This is a genomic window from Rubrivirga litoralis (assembly GCF_031846415.1).
GTDB classification, from domain to species: domain Bacteria; phylum Bacteroidota; class Rhodothermia; order Rhodothermales; family Rubricoccaceae; genus Rubrivirga; species Rubrivirga litoralis.
The window spans coordinates 1-19,596 of record NZ_JAVRHT010000020.1; the positions used below are offsets into that span (position 1 = coordinate 1).

The following is a 19,596-nucleotide window of genomic DNA, read 5'->3' on the forward strand; positions in this document are numbered from 1 at the left end:
GGGACAAACGGGAGCGCCCCGAGTACGAGCCGCCCCGCCCCCGCCCGCCACCCCGCCCGCCGCATGTCCCCTAGCCGCCGCCTCCGCGTCTACTGGGAGCGCTACGCCGCCCCCACCCGGACCGAGCGCGACGCCGGGTTCCGGGCCGTCCTCGACGCGGCGACCGGCCGCGGGCTCCGCGTGGCCGGCCTGTTCGGGGTCGCCGCGCTCGTGGGCGCGGCCGTCGCCGTCGGCGTCACGACGCTCATCGCCGGGGGCGACATGGTCGAGGCGACCGTCGAGGCCACGCTCCAGATCGGGCGCGTGCTGACCGACAAGCTGTTCGTGTTCGCCGCCGCGGCCGTGTTCCTCGCCGTCGCCCGGTTCCGCCCGCGGCTCACCGTCGGGCGGTGGCTCGTGGCGGCCTACGTGCTCGTGGCCGCCGGCTTCCTCACGGCCGACGACGTGGCTCGGGCCGACATCGAGTTTCTGGCCGCCTGGCTCTCGCTGCTCCTCCTGCTGACGGTCGGGACCGTCCCCTTTCAGCCCGTCCAGACGCTGGCCCTGGGCCTCCTCATCACCATCGTCCACACGGGGGCGACGGCCGTGCCGGGGATGGAGGTGTCACTCGACGTGAGCGAGAACGTCCGGCGCATCGCCTACCTCGTCCTCGTGACCTTCCTGTGCACGGTCATGAACGGGGCGCTCTACGCCGGCCGCTACGGACAGTACCGCGTGACCGAGCGGCTGGCCCGGCTCCGCGACCGGCTCGAGCGGCGGAGCCAGCTGCTCGAAACGCGCGGGGCCGAGCTCGAGGCGCAGCAGGCCGAGCTCGAGTCGTCGCTCGGCCGGCTCTCGCGCGCCCAGACGCAGCTCGTGCAGCAGGAGAAGATGGCCTCGCTCGGCCAGCTCACGGCGGGCGTGGCCCACGAGCTGAAAAACCCGCTCAACTTCGTCAACAACTTTGCCCAGCTCTCGGCCGAGCTCCTGGACGACTTCGAGGACGAGCTCCGCGAGGACGACGGGCGCTCCGTCGCCGAGGCGCTCGGCGCCTCGGGCGACCTGCTGGACGACCTCCGCGCGAACGCGGCCAAGATCCGCGAGCACGGGCGCCGAGCCGACGGCATCATCCGGTCCATGCTCGCCCACAGCCGGGCCACGCCCGGCCCCCACCGCCCCGCCCCGCTCAACGGCCTGCTCGAAGAGTACGTGGGGCTCGCCTACCACGGGATGCGGGCCGAGCACACCGGGTTCAACGTCGAGATCGAGAAGAGCCTGGACCCGGCCGTCGGCGACGTCGAGATGGTCCCTGAGGAGATGGGGCGGGTGTTCCTCAACCTGCTCGACAACGCGCTCCAGGCCACGCGCGAGCGGGCCGCCGACGGCGAGCCCGACTACGCCCCCCGGCTCTCCGTCGCCACGCGCCCGCTGCCCCGGGGCGGGGCGGAGGTCCGCGTCTCGGACAACGGGCGGGGCATCCCGGACGACGTGCTCGACCGGATCTTCGAGCCCTTTTTTACGACGAAGCCGACCGGCGAGGGCACCGGCCTGGGCCTCTCGCTGACGTACGAGATCGTCGTCCACGGCCACGGGGGAACGCTCGACGTGGAGACGGCCGAGGGCGAGGGGACCACGTTCGTCGTGTCGCTCCCGGGAGAGGATCCCGCAGCCACGGGCGGGGCGGCAGCGAGCGGGGCGGCAGCGAGCGGGATGGCGTCGGGCGGGATGGCGTCGGGCGGGGCGGCGGGGCGGGGCGGGGAAGCGCAGGACTGAGCCAGAGGCGGGCCGGCGGAGATTGTTCGGCGCGTGTGGAGAGAACGTCACGTTTTTGTGACGGAGCGGACCTAGGTTTGGGGAGCGCGGAGCCCGCTCCGCGTTCCGCTCCGGCATCCACCACTCTCCCTTTATGCGCTTCCCTTACAACGGAGTTCGGCACGGCTTCGTCGTCGCCGCCGCCCTCCTTGCCCTTCCGGCCTCCGCTCAGATCTCGGACGTCCAAGCTGAACCCTCGGCGGACGCCCACCGAGAGGCGGCGGCGCCTGCGCCGGCCTCCCCGTCCCAGACGGACCGCACCGCGCGGCTCGCGGGAGACGGTCCGCTCTCGCGGCTCGACGCGACGCTCCGCAACCTTGTCCGGGGCGGGGCGGCGGCCCGCGGCGGCGACGCCTACGTCCAGGTCGACGTGCTCGCCAAAGGCACGGGCGGAGCCAGCGAGCTGGCGGCCAAGCTGGACGAGCTCGGGCTCGAGCAGACGAGCCGAACGGACTTTGTCGTCTCGGGGCTGCTCCCGGTCCGGTCGATCGAGGCCATGGCTGAGATCCCGTCGCTCCGCTCGGCGATGGCTCCCCACTACCTCGTGCACGGGCCGGACGGCGAGGACACGTACGTGTCGCCGGTCGTGGCGGGCCGCTCGTTCGTCGGCGCCGTGACGGGTCAGGCGAACGAGGCCCTCCGGGCAGACATCGCGCGGGACCAGTTCGGTGTGGCGGGCCGCGGCGTCTGCATCGGCGTGATGTCCGACTCGTACAACTTCCGGAATGGTGCGGCCGCGGGCGTCGCCTCCGGCGACCTCCCCGACGGCATCCGCGTCCTCGACGAGCTCGACACCGGCCGGGAAGGCTCTGACGAGGGCCGGGCTATGATGGAGCTGGCCTACGACGTGGCCCCGGGCGTGGACTTCGCGTTCCACACCGCGTTCAAGGGCTTCGCCAACTTCGCCGGCGGCGTCGTCGACCTGTTCCAGGCGGGGTGCCAGGTGGTGGTCGACGACATCGGGATCTCGACGGACCCCATGTTCCAGGACGGCGCGATCTCGCAGGCCATCGACTACATCGTTTCGCAGGGCGGGGCGTACTTCTCGTCGGCTGGGAACTCCTCGAACGCCTCGTACGAGAGCGACTACCGCGGCACCGGCATCACCGGCCCCGGCGGCGGCTCGTTCCACGACTTCGACCCGAGCTCGGGCGTCGACGCCTTCCAGAACGTCGTGCTCCTGCCGGGCCAGCGCATCCGGTTCGCGTTCCAGTACGACGAGCCGTCGGTGCTCGCCGGCGTTGAGGTCAGCGAGTACCCGTCGCTCTACGGCGGAGCGGAGGGCCAGGCGCCGACGAGCAACTACGACGTCTACATCCTCGACGGGCCGTCGGCCGACGCGGGGATCCTCGCCGTCTCGGACAACGACAACCCGACGTTCGGGGCGCCCTACGAGTTCGTCGACTACACGAACGCGACGGGGGCCGAGCAGACGGTCTACGTCGCGATCGAGCTGGTCGACGGCGCCGAGCGTCGCCTGAAGTACGTCAACTTCGGCGGCACCCGCTCCGTTATCCAGAACGCCGAGTACGCCGGCGCCTCGACCGCGTTCGGGCACTCGAACGCCGAGGGCACCTTCGCGACCGGCGCCGCTCCGTGGTTCAACACGCCGGCGTTCAGCGAGGTCATCCGCGAGAACCCGGAGCTCGTGGGCGGGGCGGCCGTCGAGGCGTTCACGTCGTTCGGCGGCCTCGACATCCGGCTCGACGAGGACGGCAACCGTCTCAGCTCACCCATCGACCGGATGAAGCCGGACGCGGTCGCCTCGGACGGCGACAACAACACGTTCTTCGGCGGCGACATCGTGAGCGACGACGACACGTTCCCGAACTTTTTCGGGACGAGCGCTGCGGCCCCGAACGCCTCGGCCGTCGCCGCGCTCATGCTCGAGGCCACGGGCGGGGCGGCTCCCGCGACGGCCATCTACAGCGCACTCGAGGAGACGGCCGTGGACATCCTCCGCGGCCCCGGCACGTTCAACTTCGGGTCCGCCCCGGGCTTCGACGACCAGAGCGGGTTCGGCTTTATCCGCGCTGACGAGGCGCTCGCCGCGCTCGCCGGTGAGCCCGTGGCGTGCTCGCCGGAGGCGCCCGTGTTCTTCGCCGACTTCGACGCGGACGGCGACGACGCGACGTTCGGCGAGTTCGCGGCGGTCGGCAACGACTCCGACGGCGCGTTCGTGAACCTCACGGGGTGCTCGTTCGCTGCCTTCAATCCGTTCACCGAGCGCGTGACCTACGCGACCTCGGCGGCGGGCGGTGTGGCCGCTGGGGGCGAGTTCGTGCTCGCGACGCAGGAGGGCGACCAGGAGCTGCCGGCGTCGGTGATCCCAGACGGACCGGGCGCGATCGTCCTCGTCGAGGGCACCACGGAGGTCGGCGCGTCGGTCCAGGACGTTCTGGACCGTGTCGTGGCGTCGGTCGTCTACTTCAACGAGGACCAGGTCTTCGGGTCGGCCCGCGGCGGCAACGGCGCGGCGCGGACGTCGACGGACCGGGGCCAGTCGCTGCTCGACGCGCTCGCGGCCGTCCGCAACGAGGCCCCGCTCGCGGCGGGTCCGGTGGACGTGACGCTGGTGGCGTCTCCGAACCCGGTGCGCGGCCGTCTCTCGGTCGGGTTCGGTGCGGCCGAGGCCGGCCCGGTCCGGGCGTCGGTGTACGACGCGCTGGGCCGCGAGGTGGCCGTGTTGGCCGACGGGGCCTTCGAGGCCGGCCGTCACGAGGTGACGCTGGAGGCGGGGTCGTTCCCGTCGGGCGTGTACATCGTGCGGGTGTCGGTGGGCGGCGACGTGCAGACGCAGCAGGTCACGGTGGTGCGGTAGCGTCCGTCTCCACCCAGCCCCCGGGTTCGCTCGGGGCGTGCGCGGCCGGCTCCTTCGGGGGCCGGCCGCGCCGCGTTGGGGCCGCCCCGCCCGTGGCCGCCCCCGTCCAAGCGGCGTCCCGCCCCGCCCTCCACACGGGGGCGGGGCGGGGTGGGTTGGCTCTCCCATGGCTTCGTGCAGGGGCGGGGTGGCGTGCGGAGGGCTCGCGGCCCTTTTCTAACACATGCGACAATTAGTGTTCAGTCAGAGTGTAGGATGTGTTAGGTTTACGTGACGGCGCGGTATAGGTGGAGGTCGGTCCCCTGCTCCGTGCTGCCCACTGTCCACCACCCTCTCTCCTCCGCCCCCATGCGATTCCCTTACCCCCGGTTGCGCTACGGTCTCGTAGCCGCAGCCGCCCTCTTCACCCTCCCTGCCGCGGCTCAAACGTCGCCTCGCACCCCAACCGACGGACTTGAGCCGTCGTCGAGCGGCTATCAAGGCCCCGCCATCGGGAACCAAGCGTTCGGGGCCGCGGGCGCCCGCCAAGCCGGCGTCGTTCGGACGCCCGAGAAGGGCGGCGCGCTTTCCCGGCTCGACGTGACCCTCACCAACCTCGCCGCCGACTACGAGGCCCGCGCTCAAAGCGGCGCGCGCGTCACCAACGACCGCGTCCGCATCAGCGCGCTGGCTCCGGACCCGAGTGCGGCCCGCCAGCTGAAGGCGTCCCTCAACCAGCTCGGCCTCGAGAAGACGGCGGAGACTGACTACGTCGTCTCCGGCCTCCTCCCCGTCAGCGCGCTCGACGAGCTCGCTGCGCTCCCGTCGCTCCGCTCGGCGTTCGCTGACCTCTACGTCCTCCGTGGGCGGGGCGGCGAGGACACGTTCGTGTCCCCGGTCGTCTCGGAGGCCGCGCGCGTCGGGGCCGTCGACGGCGAGGCCAGCCTCGCTCTCCGCGCGGACATCGCGCGCGACCGCTTCGACGTGACGGGCCAGGGCGTCTGCATCGGGATGCTCTCCGACTCGTACAACAGCCTCGGCGGTGCCGCGGGTGGCGTCGCCTCGGGCGACCTCCCCGACGGCATCGACGTGCTCGAGGACCTCGGCGAGGGCGAAGGCTCTGACGAGGGCCGGGCTATGATGGAGCTGGCCTACGACGTAGCCCCGGGCGTGGACTTCGCGTTCCACACCGCGTTCGAGGGGTTCGTCGGGTTCTCTGGCGGGATCGTCCAGCTGTTCCAGAACGGCTGCAACGTGATCGTCGACGACATCGGCTACGCCGGTGACCCGTACTTCCAGGACGGCGTCATCGCCCAGGCCGTCGACTACGTCGCTGAAGAGGGGGCCTCGTACTTCTCGTCGGCTGGCAACTCGGCCGACGCCTCGTACGAGGCGGACTTTGAGGACTCCGGCGTTCCAGGGTTCTTCACGTTCGGGGGCAACCTCCACGACTTCGACCCCGGCCCGGACGTCGACGCCTTCCAGGACGTCCTGATCTTCCCCGGTGAGACCCTCCGGTTCGCGTTCCAGTACGACGAGCCGTCGGTGCTCGCCGGCGTCGAGTTCAGCGAGTTCCCGGACCTCTACGGCGGCGAGGCGGGCCAGGCGCCGACGAGCGACTACGACGTGTTCGTCTTCGACGAGCCCTCGACCGATGGGACCATCCTCGCCATTTCGGCCGACGCCAACTCGACCGCTGGCGCTCCGTTCGAGTTTATCGAATACACCAACACGACGACCAGCATCCAGTTCGTCTACGTCGCCATCCAGAAGTTCGAGGGTGAGGACCGCCGGATGAAGTACGTCAACTTCGGCGGCGACCGGATTCTGATCGAGACGGCCGAGTACGTCGAGCCGGGCACGTCGACCGTGTACGGCCACTCGAACGCAGCCGGGGCCTTTGCGACCGGCGCCGCCGCGTGGTTCAACACGGCCTCCTACAGCGACTTCCTCGACGCGATTGAGTCGTTTACGGGGTCGGCGAGTGTCAACGGCTTCTCGTCATACGGCGGCCTCGCCATCCGGCTCGACGAGGACGGCAACCGGCTAGCCTCGCCCGAGGAGCGGATGAAGCCGGACGCCGTGGCGTCGGACGGCGACAACAACACGTTCTTCGGCGGCGACAGCGGCGTCGACGACGACGACCTCCCGAACTTCTTCGGGACGAGCGCCTCGGCTCCGAACGCCTCGGCCGTCGCCGCGCTCGCCATCGAGGCCGCCGGGAGCGTGTCGCCGGCCGAGCTCTTCGCCGCGCTCGAAGGGACGGCGGACGACATGATCTCCGGTGCCCCCGTCACGACGGTCAACGAAAACGCCACGCCGGGCTTCGACGACCGGACCGGGAACGGGTTCGTCCGCGCCGACTTCGCCATCGCCAGCCTCCTCGGCGTCGAGCCCGTCGCGTGCTCGGCCGAGCTCGCGCTCGCGCTCTCGTTCGACTTCGACGGCGACGGCGACGTCGACGGCGACGACTTCGAGACGGACGGGGCCAATGACCCCGACCAGTTCCTCGGCGACGTGTTCGGCGAGCTCGCCGCGGTCACGAACGCGACGGCCACCGAGTTCGTCGACCTCTCGACGTGCACGTTCGCCGTGTTCAACCCGTTCACGGAGATGGTGACCTACGCGGCCACGCCGGGCGGTGTGATCGGCGCCCGCGAGGAGTTCGTGTTCGCCGGCCAGCGCGGTACGGCGGACCTCCCGTCGGGCACGCTCCCCGACGGCCCCGGCGCGTTCGCGCTCATCGAGGGCGACGTGGCCGTGGGTGCGTCCGTGCAGGACGTGCTTGGATCGGTCGTGGCCTCGGTCGTCTACCTCAACGACGAGACCGTGTTCGGGTCGAAGAGCGGCGGCAACGGCGCGGCGCGGACATCGGGGGACCAGGCGTTCCTCGACGCGCTGGCCCGCGTGCGCGGCGAGGCGCAGGTGGCCTCGGGTCCGGTGGACGTGACGCTGGTGGCGTCTCCGAACCCGGTGCGCGGCCGTCTCTCGGTCGGGTTCGGTGCGGCCGAGGCCGGCCCGGTCCGGGCGTCGGTGTACGACGCGCTGGGGCGTGAGGTGGCCGTGTTGGCCGACGGCGCCTTCGAGGCCGGCCGTCACGAGGTGACGCTGGAGGCGGGGTCGTTCCCGTCGGGCGTGTACATCGTGCGGGTGTCGGTGGGCGGCGACGTGCAGACGCAGCAGGTCACGGTGGTGCGGTAGCGTCCGTCTCCACCCCGCCCCCGGGTTGTCCCGGGGCGTGCGCGGCCGGCTCCTTCGGGGGCCGGCCGCGCCGCGTTGGGGTCGCCCCGCCCGTGGCCGCCCCCGTCCAAGCGGCCGCCCCGCCCCGCCCTCCACACGAGGGCGGGGCGGCTGCGTTAGCCCGCCCCGCCCCGCCCGTGGTGCTGCGCGAGGGCGGGGTGGGAAGGCGTCCTCCGCCCCGCCCGTGGTTCCACCCGGGGCGGGGTGGTGCGGGTGGGGGTGCGGCGCTCGCCTCTGGGCGACCGCCGGTCGCCCCTACTCCTGCGCGCTGAAGCCGAGCGCGACCCCGTTCGTCCACCCGAAGCCGTCCTGGTTCGGGTACTCGCCGCCGCCGGCGGGGCGCGAGAGGTCGGTCACGTCGTACTTCTCGGTCATCTTGCCCGTCGCCTGGTAGACCCGGCGGTTGAGGGCGAGCCATCGGTCGCGGACGGCGTCGGCGAGGTCGGCGCGGCCGTAGCGGCGGGCGCCCTCGGCGCCGAGCCACTGGAGCGGGGGCCATCCGTTGGGGGCGTCCCACTGCTGGCCCGACGCGACGAGCGTGGTCACGAGGCCGCCTGGCCGGAGGAAGTCGCGTTCGATGCGGTCGGCCGTCGCGCGGCCCTGCGCCTCGGTCGCGAGCCCGAAGTAGAGCGGGGCGGCCATCGCCAGCGTCGGCCGGTCCGTCACGCGCTGGCCGGTCCGCCAGCGGACGTCGAAAAAGGCGCCCTCGCTTGGGTCGTAGGCGGCGTCCAGGAGCGCCCGGCAGCGCGCCTCGGCCCGCCCCGCCCACCGCTCGGCCTCGGCGTCGTCGCCCCCGAGCGCGTGGAGCCGGCCGATGGTCTGCTCCTGGTGGTAGAGGAGGCTGTTGAGGTCGACCGGGACGAGGTCGACGGTCTCCAGCGTCCGCAGGTCCGTCGGGTCGCGCATCCAGCGGCTGGAGAAGTCCCACCCGCTCTCGGCCGCCGCCCGGAGGTTCCGGTAGAGGGCGGGGCGGTCGGCCTCGGGGAGCGTCTGGGCCAGCTCGTAGTCCTCGCGGTAGGACTCGGGCCGCGGCTCGGGCCGGTCGTCCCAGTAGCGGTTGAGGACCGCCCCGCCCGCCAGGCGCACGGCGCGGCGGTGCGCCTCGCCCGGCGCGAGGGCCTCGGCGCCGTCCATCCAGAACGCGTGCTCGGCCTCGAGGGCGGGGAGGTAGCGGAGCGCCTCGGCCGAGTCCGTGGCCGCCGCGTAGAGGCCGACCATGGCCGCGAAAAACGGCGGCTGACTCCGGCTGAGGTAGTACGTCCGGTTCCCGTTGGGGACGTGGCCGACGGTCTCGATCTGGTAGGCGAAGTTGTCGAGCACGCTCCGCACGACGTCGAGCCGCCCGCTCTCGACCAGCCCGAGCATGGTGAAGTACGAGTCCCAGTAGTAGACCTCGCGGAAGCGCCCGCCGGGCACGACGTACGGGTTGGGGAGCGGGATGAGCGACGAGACGAGCTCGGGGTCGTCGGCCGGGCGCGTGAGCACGGGCCACAGCGCGCGGACGTGCGCCTCCATCGAGAGCGACGGGTCGGTCTCGTACCCGGCCCCGACCGGCTCGGGGATCTCGAAGTGCCGGTCGACAAACGCGGCCAGGTCGAACGCCGCCCCGCCCGCGCCGTCCGTTTGCGGCCCGCCCCGCTCGGCCTGGTAGCGGGCGGCGATCTCGGCCGGCGGCAGGAGCGGCCGCGCGTCGGCGAACGTCTTGGAGTCGGGGAAGAGGCGGGCCAGCTGGACGTCGTGGAACAGCGGCCCGAGGTCGCGGGCGGGGTGGTACAGCCCGTCGGCCTGGGCGGGCGCGGCCTGGGCGGCGTCCGGCGCGGCGGTCTGGCAGCCGGCGGCGAGGACGACCGCGAGGAGAAGGAGGGCGGGGCGGAGGGGGCGCATCGGGCGGGGCGGGCGTGCGGGGGCGGCCAACCTACCGCCCCGCTCGTCCTGCCCACCCCGCCCGCAGACCGCCCCGCCCGTGAACACGGCGCGGGGCGGGGCGTGCATCGGGCATGGCAACACGAAACGGCACGGCGCGGAAGACGGCAAAGCGGAAGGGGAGCTCGCGAGGCCCGGCCGAGGACCTCTCGTTCCGCGAGCGGCTCGGGGCGCTCTCGAACCTCCCGCCGCTCTTCCGCCTCGTCTGGGCCACGAGCCCCGGGCTCGTCACGGCCAACCTCGCGCTCCGGCTCGTCCGCTCGCTCGTGCCGGTGGCGATGCTCTATGTGGGCAAGCTGGTCGTCGACGAGGTGGTCCGCGTGGCGGCGACGGCGGCGGACCTGGGCGGCCTGTCGGCGTGGGGCGGGGCGCTGGAGGGGCTCGCGTGGCTGCTCGCGGCTGAGCTGGGGCTGGCCGTGCTGAGCGACGTGCTCGGCCGGGCGACGGCGCTCTGCGACTCGCTCCTGGGCGACCTGTTCACGAACGAGACCTCAGTCCGCCTCATGCGCCACGCGGCGGCGCTCGACCTGGCCCACTTCGAAAACGCCGACTTCTACGACCAGCTGGAGCGGGCGCGGCGGCAGACGACGGGGCGGATGGTCCTGCTGAGCCAGGTGTTCGGCCAGGCTGAGAGCCTGATCACGGTCGCCTCGCTGGGCGTCGGGCTGGCGGTGTACCAGCCGTGGCTGCTCGTGCTGCTCGCCGTGGCGCTCGTCCCGGCCTTTCTCGGCGAGGCCCACTTTAACGCCCAATCGTACTCGCTGGCGTACTCGTGGACGCCCGAGCGCCGCGAGCTCGACTACCTCCGCTACGTCGGGGCGTCGGACGACACGGCCAAGGAAGTCAAGGTGTTCGGGCTCAATGACTACCTCGCCGAGCGCTACCGGACGCTCGCCGACCGCTACTACCTCGCCAACCGCTCGCTCGCCGTCCGGCGGGCGGGGTGGGGCGGCCTGCTCTCGGCCGTTGGCACGTTGGGCTACTACGCGGCCTACGCCGTGATCGTGTACCGGACGGCGGCCGGCGCGTTCACGATCGGCGATCTCACGTTCCTGGCTGGCTCGTTCGGGCGGATGCGGTCGCTCCTGGAGGGCCTGCTCGCGTCGTTCTCCGACGTCTCGGGACGGGCGCTCTACCTCGAGGACCTGTTCTCGTTTTTCGAGATCGAGCCCGCCGTCGCCACCCCGCCCAATGCCGTGCCGGTGCCGGACCCGATCGCTGAGGGGTTCGCGTTCGAGGGCGTCGGGTTCCGGTACCCGGGGAGCGAGGTGTGGGCCGTCCGCGATCTCACGTTCACGCTCCGCGCCGGCGAGGCGCTCGCGCTCGTGGGCGAGAACGGGGCGGGCAAGACGACGCTCGTGAAGCTGCTCGCCCGGCTCTACGACCCCGACGAGGGCCGCATCCTGCTCGACGGCCGCGACCTCAGGGACTACGACCTCGACGAGCTCCGGTCCGCCATCGGCGTCATCTTCCAGGACTTCGTGCGCTACCACCTGACGGCGTCCGAGAACATCGCCGTTGGGCGGATCGCGGAGCGGGGCGACCGGCCCCGGATCGAGACGTCGGCCGAGCGGTCGCTCGCGGACGCGGTCATCGAGTCGCTGCCCGAGGGCTACGACCAGACGCTGGGCAAGCGGTTCTCGGCGGGCGTGGACCTCTCGGGCGGCCAGTGGCAGAAGGTGGCGCTCGGCCGGGCCTACATGCGCGACGCCCAGCTCCTCATCCTCGACGAGCCGACGGCGGCGCTCGACGCGCGCGCCGAGTACGAGGTGTTCGAGCGGTTCAAGGACCTGACCGAAGGCAAGACGGCCGTGCTCATCTCGCACCGCTTCTCGACGGTCCGCATGGCCGACCGCATCCTGGTCCTCGACGGCGGCCGCGTCGAGGAGGTGGGCACGCACGAGGAGCTCCTGCGGGCGGGGCGGCGCTACGCGGAGCTGTTCGAGCTCCAGGCTCAGGGGTATCGGTAGGCCGCCCCGCCCAGGGCGGCGGGCGGGGCGGGCGCCGTGCTCGGGTGGGCGGGGCGGCCGTCCGTGCGCCGCGCCCTACGTTGGCGCCACCCCGCCCGTGCGTCTCTACCGCACTGGCTGAGCGGCGGCTGAGGCGGCACGGCACGCGACCATCGCGGCTCGCTCGGACACCCCGCCCGCCCGGCGGCGTTGACAGGCCGCACCCACCCCGCCCCTATGCGTCTCCGCCCCACCCCGCCCCTATGCGTCTCCGCCCCACCCCGCCCCTATGCGTCTCCGCCCCGCCCCGCTCCTCCTGCTCCTCGTGGGCCTCGCCGTCGCCGCGTGCGACTCCAGCGACTCCAACGACTCCAACGACTCCGACGGCGTGGCCGATCTCGGCGACACGGTGTTCGTCTCGTTCGAAGGTCGCCTCGACGACGGGACCATCTTCAACCCCCGGACCCAGGCCTCTTTCCGGCTGGACGACAGCGTGATCCCCGGCTTCCGCGACGGCATCGTAGGGATGCGGGTGGGGGAGAGCCGGACGTTCGTCGTCCCGCCCGAGGAGGGGTACGGCGACCAGCAGCGGGGGCCGATCCCGCCCAACTCCACGCTCACGTTCGAGGTCGAGCTCCTCGGCGTCCGCTAACGCCGCGCTGTGGGCTCCCGCCCCGCCCTTACGCGCCAGGGCGGGGCGGCGGCACGCGGCCGTCGCGGCCGGCGAGGTGGAGCGGGAACGTGGGCTCGCCGTCCCGCGCCTCGCCCTCGTCGTAGCGGTAGAGCCCGAGCTTCCCCGACCGCTCCAGGAAGGCGTAACGGACCTCCCCGGTCTGCTCGATGCCCTCCTCGCGGAGCAGGCCGAGAAACTCGTCGGGCCGCAGGCGCTCCAGACGGACGTTCTCGTCCAGCACGCGGCCGTGCTCGATGAGGAGCCGCGGCCGCCCTTCGAGAAAGTCGTTCACGCGCTGTGAGCGGAGCTGGGCCTGCCCAGCCAGGCTGCTCAGGGTGACGACGACGACGACCACGAGGCACGCGTAGAGGATCGGGACCTGGGGGTAGAACATGACGTCGCCCGTCGCCGAGCCCAGCGCGATGACGACCACGAACTCGAACGGCGAGAGCTGCTGCTGGCCCCGCTTCCCCATAAACCGGAGGAGGAGGACCGTGAACAGGTAGATGACGACGACGCGGAAGACGATCTCGAGGAAGAAGAGCGGGGGTTGCTCTCCGATAAACATCCGGTGCCAGTCGAAGGGGGTCACGGGGTCCACGGCGGGGCGGGGCTAGCGGAGGGCGCGGGCGAGGCCGTGCCAGCTCGCGTCGGGGTAGAGGAGGGCGCGGTACGGCGCGGCGGCCTCGGCGCCGAGATCGGCGTCGAGGCCGCTCAGAATCTCGGACGAGAACGCGGCCGCCTGGTGCCCGCGGTCGGCGTCGGCGTCCGCGCGGTCGGCGCGGACGCGGGCGGCCCAGGCGTCCAGCGCCGTGCGGAACGCGGCGAGGTCGGCGGCCGGCGTCTCGCTCGCGCCCCAGTGCATGCGGAACAGGCGCTCCGGCTCCCACGCCGCGATCCGGTCCAGCGACGCCGGCCACGCCTCCAGGTCCACGTCCGGGGGCGGGGTGACGGGCAGGACGCGCTCCGAGGGCGGGGCGGTCATCCCGACCGTGTCGCCGACGAACGCGGTCGCCGTCGCGCGGTCGAAGTAGGCGACGTGGTGGACGGCGTGGCCCGGCGTGTACGCCACGTCGAGCGCCCGCCCGCCGACCTCGACGGCCTCCCCGCCCGCGAGCGGCCGCAGCGACGCCTCGGGGACGGCCTCGAAGGCACCCCACAGCTCGTCCATCCGGTCGCCGTAGAGCCGCGTCGCGCTCGCGATCAGCTTCTCCGGCCGGGCCAGGTGCCGCGCGCCGACCTCGTGGACCCAGACCGGCACGCCGAGCCGGCGCACGAGCGTGCCCGTCGCCCCGGCGTGGTCGAGGTGGATGTGCGTGAGGAGGAGCGCGCGGACGTCGCCCAGGCCGTGCCCGAGCGCGCCCAGCCCGTCCTCCAGCGCCGGAAGCACGGTCGACGGGCCGGGGTCGACGAGCGCCACCCCGCCCTCGACCGGGACGACGCCGCAGGCGAGGACGCGCTCGGCGCCGAGAAACGGGAGGTCGAGGGCGCGGACATCATTCATGGAGCGGACTCAGATGGTGAACCCCGAGGGCGGGGCGGGAAAACGGGGGCGGGGCGGTCAGCGCCAGAGCGTCGTGAGCGGGCCGCCCCGCCCGCGCACGGGGTCGGCGGCCGGGCGGGGCACGGCGACGCCGGGCGGGGCGGGGCCGTCGTGGTCGGGTCGCCGCGTGGTGAAGGCGTGCTGGCCCTCGGGATAGGCGCCGACGACGCGGAAGTCGGCGCTGGCGTCGAGCCGCTGGTGGACGGTCCCGACGGGGAGCACGACCACGTCGCCGGCCTCCACCGTCACGTCCTGCCCCGCCGCCCCGCCCAGGCGGAGCGCTGCGCGGCCGGCGACGACGGCGAGCGCCTCGTGGGCGTCGGGGTGCTCGTGCGGGTAGGCGAAGACGCCGTCGACCCACGCTCCGCCCCAGCCGTTCTCGTCCAGGCGGCGGACGGCGGCCTCCGCCCCGCCCTCGAATGCGGCGCGGTACAGGAGGACCGGCCACGCGCGGCCGTCGCCGCCCCGCCCCAGCGTCAGCGTCTCGGGCGGACCCAACGGGCGGGGCGGAACGTCGGGCATCGGGCGGGGCGGGAACGGTGGGGTGGGGCGGCGTGGAGCGGCGTTCAGGAGGCGGCCGAGTGCGCGGCCTGAGGCCGTACCCCGTACCCGCCCGGAGGGCGTTCTACACGAACGCGCTGAGGCCGGTGATGGCGCGGCCCGTGATGAGCACGTTCATCTCGCGCGAGCCCTCGTAGCTGTAGACGGCCTCGGCGTCGGCGAACAAGCGGGCCACGTCGTGCTCCAGCAAGATGCCGTTGCCGCCGAGCAGGCCGCGCCCGATCTGCGCCGTCTCGCGCATCTTGTCCACGCACCACACCTTGGCGAGCGACGCCCGCTCGTGGAGCCGCTCGTGCTCCTCGTAGAGCTGGCCGAGCCCGAGGACCGTGGCCTGGATGGCGACCACGTTGCCGAGCATCCGCACGAGCCCCTCCTGGACGAGCTGGAAGCCGGCGATCGGCTTGCCGAACTGGGTCCGCCGCGTGCAGTAGTCGAGCGTCGCCTCGTAGAGCCCCATCGCCATCCCGCACGCCTCCCACGAGACGCCGGCGCGGGCCGTCGCCAGTTGCCCCGCCACGTCCTTGAACGTGCGGACGCCCGGGAGCCGGCTGGCCTCCGGCACCTCGACGTTCTCCAGCCGGATGTCGACGTTCTGAACGGCCCGCTTGGCGATCTTGCCCTCCAGCTTGTCCACGTGGAAGCCGGGCGTCCCCTTCTCGACGAGGAAGCCCTTCACATTCCCATCGGCCGTGTCGCGCGCCCAGATCACGGTGACGTCGGCGAAGGTCGCGTTGCCGGACCACTTTTTGGCGCCGTTCAACGTCCATGTGTCGCCGTCGCGGCTCGCCGTGGTTTCCAAGCCGAGGGCGGCGTCCGACCCGTGCTCAGGCTCGGTCAGCGCCCAACTCCCGATGGCCTCGAACCGCTCCAGCGGGCCGATCCACCGCTCTTTCTGCGCGTCGCTCCCGAACCGCCAGATCGAGTACAGGCAGAGCCCCCAATGCACGCCCAGAAACGTGCCGACGGACGGGTCGACGCGGGGGATCTCCATCGAGACCAGCCCGGTGAGGAAGCCGTCGGTGCAGTACCGCTCGGCCGGGTTCGGCCCGAACGCCTCGTGGAGCGCGTCGCGGAAGCCGGGGACGATCTCGAACGGCATCTCGCCCCGCTCCCAGTAGTCGTTGATGACCGGCGCGACCTCGTCGACCATGAACCGGCGGACGACGCGCCGCGCGCGCTGCTGGTCGTCGGTGAGCTGGCGCTCGAAGAGGCCGTAGAAGTCGGCGTCTGGCGCGGGCGGGGCGTACGGCGGGCGGGCCGCCCCGCCCCGGGCGCCGTCGCCGCCCGAGCGGCCGGGGCCGACGAGCCGGTCGAGGTCCTCGGCCGACATGCCTTCGAGGCGGTCGAGGAGGGCGGCGAGGTCGGTCTTTTCGGCGAGGCGGGCGAGCCGGGCGGGGTCCATCGGGCGGGGCGGGTGGGGGCGGGGTGAACGGCACGGCCGGGGCCGGGTTCATCCGCCGCCCCGCCCGCGCCGGTTTACGCCCACGAAAAAGCGGCCGCCCCGCTCGGGGACGGCCGCTCAGGGTCGAGGGCGGGGCGGGCTCAGGCCTGCGCTCCGGGCTGGCCGAGCACGTCGAGCGGGATCAGCTCGAGGTGGATGCCGTTGTCGCCCGGGTAGCTCCGGGTGTGGGCGACCTCGTTCGTCCAGATCTCGTCGGGGATGCCGTCGGGGAAGGCGCTGCAGAGGAGGTCGTCGGTCACCTGGCGTTCGAGGTGGGTGCAGGCGGTGCACTGGGATTGGGCGTCAATCATGGCGGGGCGGGTGTGGTTCTGGATGTTGCGTGTTGAACCGTCCCGCGGACGGGCGGGTCCGGCGGGGACCAACATTAGAACCAGTCCAGATCCACCCAGGCGCCGATTTTGCCGCCCCGCCCTCAGCTCCAACGGCCCGGGCGGGGCGGCTGGCTGGGCGCTCTCGGCGACCGCCCCGCCCACGCGCACGAGCCGGTCCGCACGGCCGCTAAAACGGTGCGTCGTGCGTGACGGCGACCGCGATCCGCCAACCGTCGCCCCCGTCCGCGGCGGGGACGAGCGTGTACGTTGTCGCAAACAACCAGCGGAGCCGGGTCCGGGGGCGCCCGAGCTGCCAGTCGACGCGGACGACGGCGTGGGCGGGGCCGTCCTCCAGGACCTCGACGCCGTCCGGCTGCACCTTCTGGACGTCCCACGCCCGGTGGAGCGCGAGGAGCGCCTCGACGCTCTCGGCCACGGCCTCGGCCGTACCCAGCACCTCGGCCTGACCGTCGCGGACGAGCAGGCTCGGCGTGAGGTAGCACGCGGCGATGGCGCCGGCGTCGTAGGCCACGAACGCCTCGGCGTACCGCTCGAAAAAAGGAACGACCTCGGTCACGACGCCGCCGCCGCGATCACCTCGATCTCGACGAGCGCGCCGAGCGGGAGCCCGCCGGTCGCGAACGCCGAGCGGGCGGGGCGGTGCTCGCCAAAGGCCTCGGCGTAGACGGCGTTGACGGCGCCGTAGTCGTCCATCGACGCGAGCAGCACCGTCGTCTTGACGACGTCGCCGAGGTCGAGCCCGGCCGCGTCGAGGACCGCGCGGATGTTGGCGAACACCTGCCGCGTCTGGGCCGCCGCGTCGTCGCCGACGAGCGTGTCCGTGGCGGGGTCGAGGGCCACCTGGCCGGAGCAGAACACGAGGCCGCCCGTGCGGACGGCGTGGCTGTACGGGCCGACGGCGGCGGGCGCGCCGGGGGCGGTGAGGACATCCATGAGCAGCAGGGGGCGGGGTGGGGGAGGGCGCAGGATACCCGCCGGGGCGCCGCCTCAACCACCCCGCCCTCGCGTCGAGGCGTGCGGCGGGTCCGCCCTTTGGGTCCGCCCCGCCCGTGGGGTCCGCTTGCGCCGGACACGACGAGTCGTGTCCCTACGGGCGCCCGTCGTTGGGAGAGGCGGCCGCGGGTGGGGCGGCGTCCGTCGTCGGCCGCCCCGCCCTCGCGTGGTCCGACGGGCGGGGTGGTCCGCCCCACTCGCGCGGCTACTTACACCTCGATCCCTCCCCGCCTCACCCGCCGTGGAGCTCCGAGATCCGGTCGCGCTCGATGGCCCGCGCCGCCGTCTCGCCGCAGGCGCGGACCGTGTGGATGAGGCCCTCGAAGCGCGGGTCCGTCGCCGTGCCCAGCGTCCACCGCTGGTAGATCTGCTGCGCGATCACGGCCAGCTTGACGAACCCGTAGGCCGTGTAGAAGACGGCGTGCTCGACCTCGCGGCCCGTCCGCGCCTCGTACGCCTCGACGAGCTCGGCGCGCGTCGGGTTGCCGGGCCACCACGTCGGGCTGAGCGCCATGGCCTTGAGGGCGGGGCGGTCGGTCGCCTCGACCCAGTAGCCCAGCGTCGAGCCCAGGTCCATGAGCGGGTCGCCGACCGTCGCGAGCTCCCAGTCGAGCACGGCGCGGACGTCGGCGAGGTCGCCGGGGTCGAGGACGAGGTTGTCGTACTTAAAGTCGTTGTGGACGAGCGTCGCGTCGGACTCGGGCGGCTGGTGCGCCTGCATCCAGGCGAACGCCCGCTCGAGCTCGGGGACGACGTCGGTCGCCGCCGCCGTGTAGCGCCGCTCCCACCCCGCCACCTGGCGCCCGACGTAGCCCTCGGGTCGCCCCAGGTCGGCGAGCCCGACGGCCTCCACGTCGACGGCGTGGAGCCGCGCGAACGTCTCGACGAAGGCGCCGGCCACGCGGCGCATGGCGTCGGCGTCGGGCCGCGCCTCGGGCGGGGCGGTCGTCCGCAGGACCACGCCCGGCACGTGCTCCATGACGTAGAACGGCGCCCCCAGCACGTCGCCGGTCGGCTCGTAGGCCAGCGGCTCGGGGACCGGGACGTGCCCGTCGAGCGCCGTCAGCAGCCCGTACTCGCGCCCCATGTCGTGGCCGCCGCGGACGTGCGCCCCGTGCGGCGGCCGCCGCAGGACGACCTCGCGGTGGCCCAGGTCGAGGAGGTACGTCAGGTTCGAGAACCCGCTGGGGTACTGGTGCACGACCGGCCGCTCTGTCACGCCCAGCGCGTCGCCCAGCCAGGCGGAGAGGGCGTCGAGGTCGAGCTCGTCGCCGGGGCGGACGTCGCGGGGGCGGTCGAGGGCGGGCATGGGCGGGGCGGCGCTAGGCGATGGGGTGGCGGCGGAGCCAGTCGAGCACGAGCCGCGTGGTCTCGGCCGGAGCCTCGGCCGGCGGCGTGTGGCCGACGTCCGCGAGCTCGACGAACGTGGCGTCCGGGATCCGCTCGGCGTCGGCGCGGCCCTGGTGCGGCGGGTGCGGCCGGTCGTGCTCGCCGGTGACGACGAGCGTGGGCGCCGTGATCCGCCCGAGCTGTCCGGCTACGTCGTCGCGGCCGAAGATGCCCCGCCCCGCCCGGAACACGCCGGCGCGCGAGTTCGACCGGATCCGCCGCTCCTGCTCGGTGCGGTCGGCGGCGCGGGCGGGGTCCGCGAGGTAGGTCGGGCCGTAGAGGATGGGGAGCACGCGGCCCAGGACGGCCCCGTAGCCCAGCGCGCGGAGCGCCCACAGGAGGGCGTCGTACTGGCGGCGCGCCGCCCCGCCCTCGGCCCCCGCGGCGGTCCCGATCTGGACGAGGCTGGCGACCCGGCGCGGCGCCCGCAGCGCGAGCCGGTACCCGACGTAGCCGCCCATCGAGTGCCCGACCCAGTGGAACCGCTCCAGCCCGAGCCGGTCGGCCAGGGCGAGCGCGTCGGCCGCGAGGCCCCACGGGTCGTAGCCGCCGGCCGTCACCTCGCTCCGCCCTTGGCCGCGCCAGTCCAGCCGGACCGCCCGGTAGCCGGCCTCGGCGAGCGCCTCGGCCTGCCGGTCCCACAGCGCCGACGTCATGAGGTAGCCGTGGCCGAGCACGACGGGCTCGCCGTCGCCGCCGGAGTCGGCGTAGAAGGCCTCGGCGCCGTTGAGGGAGAGCGTGGGCACGGCGGGCGGGGTGGGCGGGGCGGTCCGCAGACTAGGCCACGGTCGGCCGCCGCGCCACCGCCCCGCCCGCGAGTGGGGCGGTGGGGGATGCGGTGAGGCCGTCCGAGAGCCGGGCCTCGTCGAACCCGTCGCCACCGAACCGGGGCGCGGCGTCGGCCGCCACCGATGGCGAGGCGTCGCGCCCCGCCCACGAG

16 protein-coding genes are annotated in these 19,596 nt (G+C 73.5%); 5 read left to right on the forward strand and 11 right to left on the reverse strand.

Annotated elements, in window-relative coordinates; all coding sequences use genetic code 11:
* The first annotated feature begins 63 nt into the window (after positions 1–63).
* From RM540_RS09545 to RM540_RS09555, 3 genes are all read left to right on the forward strand, one after another.
* Positions 64–1,752 (forward strand): sensor histidine kinase, encoded by a 1,689-nt coding sequence (locus RM540_RS09545; protein ID WP_311663491.1) that lies wholly within the window; start codon positions 64–66, stop codon positions 1,750–1,752.
* A gap of 133 nt (positions 1,753–1,885) precedes the next feature.
* Positions 1,886–4,612 carry a T9SS type A sorting domain-containing protein gene (locus RM540_RS09550; protein ID WP_311663493.1) on the forward strand — a complete coding sequence of 909 codons (2,727 nt, stop codon included), beginning with the start codon at positions 1,886–1,888 and terminating at the stop codon, positions 4,610–4,612.
* Positions 4,613–5,191: 579 nt separating this feature from the next.
* Entirely contained in the window at positions 5,192–7,792 is a 2,601-nt protein-coding gene (locus RM540_RS09555; protein ID WP_311663496.1) for a T9SS type A sorting domain-containing protein, read from the forward strand.
* Positions 7,793–8,086: 294 nt separating this feature from the next.
* On the opposite strand, the gene treA is transcribed toward RM540_RS09555, so the two are convergent.
* Positions 8,087–9,823 (reverse strand): alpha,alpha-trehalase TreA, encoded by a 1,737-nt coding sequence (gene treA, locus RM540_RS09560; protein WP_311663498.1) that lies wholly within the window; start codon positions 9,821–9,823, stop codon positions 8,087–8,089.
* Between the two features lie 5 nt (positions 9,824–9,828).
* On the opposite strand from treA, the gene RM540_RS09565 reads away from it, so the two are divergent.
* Together RM540_RS09565 and RM540_RS09570 are read left to right on the forward strand one after the other, a co-directional pair.
* Positions 9,829–11,724, forward strand: a complete 1,896-nt coding sequence (locus tag RM540_RS09565; RefSeq protein ID WP_311663501.1) for an ABC transporter ATP-binding protein — start codon at positions 9,829–9,831, stop codon at positions 11,722–11,724.
* 268 nt (positions 11,725–11,992) lie between these two features.
* Positions 11,993–12,355 carry an FKBP-type peptidyl-prolyl cis-trans isomerase gene (locus RM540_RS09570; RefSeq protein ID WP_311663503.1) on the forward strand — a complete coding sequence of 121 codons (363 nt, stop codon included), beginning with the start codon at positions 11,993–11,995 and terminating at the stop codon, positions 12,353–12,355.
* A gap of 28 nt (positions 12,356–12,383) precedes the next feature.
* On the opposite strand, the gene RM540_RS09575 is transcribed toward RM540_RS09570, so the two are convergent.
* From RM540_RS09575 to RM540_RS09620, 10 genes are all read right to left on the reverse strand, one after another.
* Positions 12,384–12,968, reverse strand: a complete 585-nt coding sequence (locus RM540_RS09575) for a DUF421 domain-containing protein (protein ID WP_311663504.1) — start codon at positions 12,966–12,968, stop codon at positions 12,384–12,386.
* 21 nt (positions 12,969–12,989) lie between these two features.
* A complete protein-coding gene (locus RM540_RS09580; RefSeq protein WP_311663506.1) occupies positions 12,990–13,880 on the reverse strand; it encodes an MBL fold metallo-hydrolase in 891 nt (296 codons plus the stop codon).
* Between the two features lie 57 nt (positions 13,881–13,937).
* On the reverse strand, positions 13,938–14,441 hold the full coding sequence (locus RM540_RS09585) for a cupin domain-containing protein (protein ID WP_311663508.1): 504 nt from the start codon (positions 14,439–14,441) through the stop codon (positions 13,938–13,940).
* A gap of 103 nt (positions 14,442–14,544) precedes the next feature.
* A complete protein-coding gene (locus RM540_RS09590) occupies positions 14,545–15,882 on the reverse strand; it encodes an acyl-CoA dehydrogenase family protein (protein ID WP_311663510.1) in 1,338 nt (445 codons plus the stop codon).
* Between the two features lie 140 nt (positions 15,883–16,022).
* A complete protein-coding gene (locus RM540_RS09595; protein ID WP_311663512.1) occupies positions 16,023–16,232 on the reverse strand; it encodes a hypothetical protein in 210 nt (69 codons plus the stop codon).
* A gap of 208 nt (positions 16,233–16,440) precedes the next feature.
* Positions 16,441–16,830, reverse strand: a complete 390-nt coding sequence (locus tag RM540_RS09600) for a DUF6841 family protein (protein WP_311663514.1) — start codon at positions 16,828–16,830, stop codon at positions 16,441–16,443.
* On the reverse strand, positions 16,827–17,207 hold the full coding sequence (locus tag RM540_RS09605) for a Rid family detoxifying hydrolase (RefSeq protein ID WP_311663516.1): 381 nt from the start codon (positions 17,205–17,207) through the stop codon (positions 16,827–16,829). Before RM540_RS09605 ends, RM540_RS09600 begins: the two co-directional genes overlap by 4 nt.
* Before the next feature lie 292 nt (positions 17,208–17,499).
* The gene (locus RM540_RS09610) at positions 17,500–18,576 is read right to left on the reverse strand and encodes a phosphotransferase family protein (RefSeq protein WP_311663518.1); all 1,077 of its coding nucleotides are present in this window, start codon (positions 18,574–18,576) and stop codon (positions 17,500–17,502) included.
* Positions 18,577–18,589: 13 nt separating this feature from the next.
* Complete coding sequence (locus RM540_RS09615) at positions 18,590–19,402, reverse strand: alpha/beta fold hydrolase (RefSeq protein WP_311663520.1); 813 nt, start codon at positions 19,400–19,402, stop codon at positions 18,590–18,592.
* Between the two features lie 31 nt (positions 19,403–19,433).
* On the reverse strand, positions 19,434–19,565 hold the full coding sequence (locus RM540_RS09620; protein WP_311663522.1) for a hypothetical protein: 132 nt from the start codon (positions 19,563–19,565) through the stop codon (positions 19,434–19,436).
* Positions 19,566–19,596 lie beyond the last annotated feature (31 nt).

What these genes read in the sequence shown, in the direction of transcription:
- RM540_RS09585 (WP_311663508.1), bottom strand. Translation starts at nt 14,441, where the DNA reads ATGCCCGACGTTCCGCCCCGCCCGTTGGGTCCGCCCGAGACGCTGACG.
- RM540_RS09605 (WP_311663516.1), bottom strand. Translation starts at nt 17,207, where the DNA reads ATGGATGTCCTCACCGCCCCCGGCGCGCCCGCCGCCGTCGGCCCGTAC.
- RM540_RS09595 (WP_311663512.1), bottom strand. Translation starts at nt 16,232, where the DNA reads ATGATTGACGCCCAATCCCAGTGCACCGCCTGCACCCACCTCGAACGC.
- RM540_RS09570 (WP_311663503.1), top strand. Translation starts at nt 11,993, where the DNA reads ATGCGTCTCCGCCCCGCCCCGCTCCTCCTGCTCCTCGTGGGCCTCGCC.
- RM540_RS09610 (WP_311663518.1), bottom strand. Translation starts at nt 18,576, where the DNA reads ATGCCCGCCCTCGACCGCCCCCGCGACGTCCGCCCCGGCGACGAGCTC.
- RM540_RS09590 (WP_311663510.1), bottom strand. Translation starts at nt 15,882, where the DNA reads ATGGACCCCGCCCGGCTCGCCCGCCTCGCCGAAAAGACCGACCTCGCC.
- RM540_RS09580 (WP_311663506.1), bottom strand. Translation starts at nt 13,880, where the DNA reads ATGAATGATGTCCGCGCCCTCGACCTCCCGTTTCTCGGCGCCGAGCGC.
- treA (WP_311663498.1), bottom strand. Translation starts at nt 9,823, where the DNA reads ATGCACGCCCCGCCCCGCGCCGTGTTCACGGGCGGGGCGGTCTGCGGG.
- RM540_RS09545 (WP_311663491.1), top strand. Translation starts at nt 64, where the DNA reads ATGTCCCCTAGCCGCCGCCTCCGCGTCTACTGGGAGCGCTACGCCGCC.
- RM540_RS09565 (WP_311663501.1), top strand. Translation starts at nt 9,829, where the DNA reads ATGGCAACACGAAACGGCACGGCGCGGAAGACGGCAAAGCGGAAGGGG.
- RM540_RS09550 (WP_311663493.1), top strand. Translation starts at nt 1,886, where the DNA reads ATGCGCTTCCCTTACAACGGAGTTCGGCACGGCTTCGTCGTCGCCGCC.